Source organism: Sutterella seckii (genome assembly GCF_009183815.1).
Lineage (GTDB): Bacteria > Pseudomonadota > Gammaproteobacteria > Burkholderiales > Burkholderiaceae_F > Sutterella > Sutterella seckii.
Genome location: NZ_WEHX01000137.1, coordinates 1 through 4,158, shown reverse-complemented (window position 1 = coordinate 4,158; position 4,158 = coordinate 1). Strand labels below are relative to the sequence as shown.

3 protein-coding genes and 1 pseudogene are annotated in these 4,158 nt (G+C 55.0%); all 4 read right to left on the bottom strand.

All coding sequences use genetic code 11. The annotated features are described in order from the left end of the window. Positions 1 to 395: 395 nt before the first annotated feature. Positions 396 to 551: pseudogene (locus GBM95_RS13190) on the bottom strand (tyrosine-type recombinase/integrase); the annotation flags it as partial. An 11-nt stretch (positions 552 to 562) separates the two neighbouring features. Then, positions 563 to 2,164: a hypothetical protein gene (locus GBM95_RS11185; RefSeq protein ID WP_152159168.1), complete on the bottom strand. Its 1,602-nt coding sequence runs from the start codon at positions 2,162 to 2,164 to the stop codon at positions 563 to 565. A gap of 356 nt (positions 2,165 to 2,520) precedes the next feature. Then, positions 2,521 to 3,546 (bottom strand): hypothetical protein, encoded by a 1,026-nt coding sequence (locus GBM95_RS11180; protein ID WP_152159167.1) that lies wholly within the window; start codon positions 3,544 to 3,546, stop codon positions 2,521 to 2,523. Between the two features lies 1 nt (position 3,547). Beyond that, a partial coding sequence (locus GBM95_RS11175; RefSeq protein ID WP_226963300.1) for an ATP-binding cassette domain-containing protein occupies positions 3,548 to 4,158 on the bottom strand: 611 nt, incomplete at its 5' end.

Genomic DNA, 4,158 nt, shown 5'->3' with positions numbered 1-4,158 from the left:
CCGCATCGGCCGCAACCGCGCTCTGCGAGACGAGGACGGCAAGCGCCGCCGTCACCGCCGCGTTGAGAACCGTTTTCATCTTGTTGAAATCCTCATTTCAACAAAAAGAGAATCTTTTTCATTCAATGAATTTGTTAATTATTATCTAGAAATTAAAAAAAGATTATTTTAAATATTAGATAAGCAATGATATTTATATGGCAAATAGCCATTTAAAATAACTTTAGAAGTAATTACGAATACAGTTAAATCATTTGAAGAAGGCTAAGTTTCAACGAAATCCGCGAATTTTTTATATTCGCATCAGCGTTCGATTTATATCGCTAATTACTTCTTGAATTTTGTGTCAAAGTTACGTTTCGCCCTTGATTAAAAATTTCGTGCCACAAGCACAGTCAAAGCATCGTTATCGATGAAATACGCTTCAGTCGTTCCAATTCATCACGTTTGTCGTAAAGCATCGTTGTTCGGATGTCGCTATGGCCCATTGCGATACGTACAGTGTTGATGTCAACGCTTTTGTCGAGAAGTTCCGATGCAAAGTATCGTCTGAAGTCATGGGCTAAGCCACCCGATCAATGAATTGACGGGGTTTCGAACACTGCAGGCTTTTCAGGCCGGCTCCGGTTTTGTCCTCGGCCGATCTGACGTCACTCGCATTACGACAACTCTTCGAACGCACCGCTCCGACGGATCGAGGCGCACAGCCTCGGCGCAGGAACTTCCGGAACTCGCGCTCCGTGAGCTCCCTTCGCGGTTTGCCTTCTACAACGATCCCTGCGTTCCGCAGCAATGGCTTCACTGCGTCAAGCCCTGCTCGGAGGGCCTGCGGGTCGCGGCTTTGTTTTTCAGCATCGGCGTAGAGCAGGTTGAGACACGCCAGGAAATCCCGGTCGATGTACTCATTCGTGCTCCCGAGCCGATGCCGTCTCTCCCAGAGTTCCTTTTTTCGGTCTTCGCCCGTCAGCGGATCGTGCTGACTCGGCTTGAGCTTTCGGGCATCCATCTTGATCACTCGAGAACCGGCGCTTTCAGCCTTGCGCTGGAGCATCTCGATGAATTGTCCCGGAGCGTGCAGCCCCTGCGAACGACCGTATCGGCCCTTCTGGAAGGCCTTGAAATTGTTGCTTTCAACTCGAAACGTACCGGCGTGTGATAGCAGAAGCCCGATCGTTTCGTTGTGTTCATTGACTCTTGTTGCCGCCGCACGGCGGTGCATCTCGGCAAGCTCGCCGCAAAGCGCTTCATAACGCTTCGAGAACTTCCACGCTTTCGGACCCGGCTTGACGGTGCCGTCGTCGTTGAAGTTCTGCGGATTCGTCGCGCGAAGAGAACGATCCAACTTTCGCTGCAGCCGTCGCACTTCCTTCCGGTGCCACGCGCACTTGGATGCCAGCGCGAACTTCTCCGCAAAGCCGTCGGTCGACAGGCACGTCATGGTCGAGATGCCGGGATCGATCGACATCTCGATGGACTTCGGCGCCGGGATGCGCTTCACGGGCGGCAGTCCTTCGAGCACCAACTGAATGAACCATCGGCGACGACCCTCGATGCGCCGATGAAGCAGACGCACGTACTTGACGCGCTTTTGCTTCGCCGGATCTGTCGGATCGGCAAGCGCCTCCCGGATGTAGTCGTCACGCTGATTCTGCAGAGCGCGGTACTTTCTGCCGCACCAGTCGAGGCACCATTCGTCCGCCTTCCATTTGAGCCCCGTCTTGTTGGTCTTGCCTTCGAGCGAATGAAGACCGCGCCGGGCACTCTTGAAGCGCGGACGTCCGCCGAGGTGCAGGAGCCAACGCTCGACAGCCCGAAAGCATGCCGTAGCAAGCTTCTGCGCTTCGTTGATGCCGATCTCGGCCTTTCTGCCGGAAGCCTCACGATGTTCCTTGATGATCTCGTGGAAGCCGTATTCGGTCAGCCGCCAGATTTTGCGAATTTCTCGAAACCGGGCGTTGCGGTCGCTCGCCTTCGGCATTGCGGCCGTTTCACGCCACGCCTTCGTCTGCTTCATCTGTGCGGCAAGACCGAACGCAGTGTTGAGCGTCGCGTTGTAAAGCTGACGGCCGAACTCAAGCTTGCGCCAAAGTATCCGATCGTCGAGGCTGTCGACTCGGAGCGCAAGCTCAAGCACAAAAGACGGCGTGGTGGATTTGGCAGACATGCGCAAAGTCTAGCGATGCTCCGCGATGCGTTCTTCGTTTTCTCGAATTTCTCTAATGCAGAGCAAAAAGCGAGCATCAGACATGATCTTTGATCCTCTTCTCGGCCGAGGGCAATGGATAGCCGCATTCCTCCCGATGATTTAAATCACGGGCTTCCTGCGGCGGCTATGTGATCCGAATGCAGTCGAATTTGCACTCGGCATGAGACATTCATTCTGAAAATCGAAAAAACCCTCCGAGTGACGCAGGACATTGCGTGGTTCCGCGAGAAACGCTAATGCCCTTTCGAATGACTGGGAGGGGTTCGTCTGCGGCGTAGGTCATCCTGTATGTCTACGCCGATCTCATCTTTTGATCAAAAATAGTCAAAAAGCCCCGACTTCTTACCTTCCTTCTGCTGCTTTTCATATTCAAGCTGTGCAGCGCGCCGCTTTTCCTGGTCTTCCTTGAAGCGTTTGTTGCGCGCCTCGCGTTTGGCTTTTCGTGCTTTTGCCTTCTCTTCGGCTTGTCTTTGGCGCTCTGCCGCCTCAGCCTCCTTCTCTGCAAGCGCTTTGAGGTTACCCTGCTCGAGCTCCTCCCGAGTCGGCTGCTTCGCCTGCGTCGAAGCTCCGGCGCCATCACTGTTAGCCCAGCTCCCAGGCATACTCATTCCCGACGGCATGCTCGGCTCTTTTGCTGACGGTGCCTTGAAGCCGGAAGGCTCGGAAGGTTCGCCAACGGTCTTGGCCTCCCAACCGGTCGGCTTTGATGGCTCCTTCACTTCCTTAGGCGAGTAGTCGCCGGGAAGCGAGGCCGGCTGCACTTCCTTCGGCTTAAGCTTTACGGGCGGTTCGCTTGGGACCGGCTTAACGGTTTTCGGCGCAATGTCAACCGGTTGCGGCAGGGGCTTGGCAAGGCGCTCCTCTTTCTTGCGGGCGTTCTCCTGCGTCTTCACTTTGTGAAGGATCGTTCGAGCGTCCACCATCACGCCGCGTATCTCGCGCTGCCGCTCGTACGATTTTTCCTTCGCTTCCCCGATGCAATAATTCACAAGGAACGTGTAATAGCAGGCGGCCGTCTTGTTTTTTACGGCGCGATCAACAAGGTCGAGCGCCTTGTCGGCCTCTTCAAGCGCTGCTTCAGCCTGCTTCGGCGTTTGAAGAGCGCCCGGACGGCGCCACTTCTCAACAAAGGAGCGGTCGTCAAGTATCTTGTCAGATTTTCGACCGAGTTCCTCGTAGTAGTCGCGCTTCTCGGGATTGACGCCCGTCAGGATCGGAGCTCGCCACTCGTCGGCAGACTTATCGGACGAATCTTCTGCATATGCGCCTCCTGCGGAAAGAACCGCAAGGGTGAGCACCGTCAAACCCGCATAGATTGATAGTCGGAAGGATCGATGCATTTCAGACTCCTTCGATTTGCGCTGTCTGCCGATCCTGCGACTGCAGACGGAAGAGCTTGGCGTAAAGACCATTTTTCTCAAGAAGGACCGCTTTGGTGCCCTCTTCCACGATTTCGCCTTTTTGCATCGCAACGATGCGGTCGACGTCCTCGATCGTCGAGAAGCGATGCGCGACGGTGATGCAGGTGCGCCCTCTCGTCAATCGGTCGAGCGCTTCCTTGACAAGTGCTTCGTTCTTGCTGTCGAGCGCACTTGTCGCCTCGTCAAGGATCAGGATGGGCGCGTTCTTCAGAACGGCTCTTGCGATGGAAACACGCTGCTTCTGTCCGCCCGACAGCAGCGAACCGCCCTCGCCCACCCGCGTGTCAAGCCCTTCGGGCAGCGTCGACACGAATTCGTCGAGCGCAGCAGCCTTTACAGCGCGTGCGATGTCTTCCTCCGTGGCATTCGGCAGCCCGTAGGCGATATTGGCCCGAATCGTATCGTCAAAGAGGAAGATGTCCTGAGAAACAATCCGGTGAATGTCAAGTGAGCTTTCGCCGATTTTGTTCTTAAAAAGTAGGTTGTAGTCTGAGCTCAGTGAGGGCTTTGCCCTCTCCGCCTTCGGCGGAT